Here is a 356-nt window from a genome sequence, read left to right on the forward strand (position 1 = left end):
TTTGTATGCACACGGTTTCAGGATCTATTTCACTCCCCTTCCGGGGTGCTTTTCACCTTTCCCTCACGGTACTGGTTCACTATCGGTCGATCACGAGTATTTAGCCTTGGAGGATGGTCCCCCCATATTCAGACAGGATTTCACGTGTCCCGCCCTACTTATTCGACGCTTAGTACCACCACAAAGGTTTCGTCTACAGGGCTATCACCTGCTACGGCCGGGCTTTCCATCCCGTTCAACTACCAATGTGACTATCTCGTCCAGGCTGTTCCGATTTCGCTCGCCACTACTTTCGGAATCTCGGTTGATTTCTTTTCCTCGAGTTACTTAGATGTTTCAGTTCACTCGGTTCGCTT

The 356-nt window shown here is 49.7% G+C and carries 1 rRNA gene (cut by a window edge); it reads right to left on the reverse strand.

From position 1 onward, the window contains the following. Positions 1 to 356 (reverse strand): 23S ribosomal RNA (locus AC5162_RS06405); its annotated part reaches 787 nt to the left of the window's first position; the annotation flags it as partial.

It is taken from the genome of Fructobacillus sp. ChS1-6f1-1-27 (assembly GCF_059579415.1).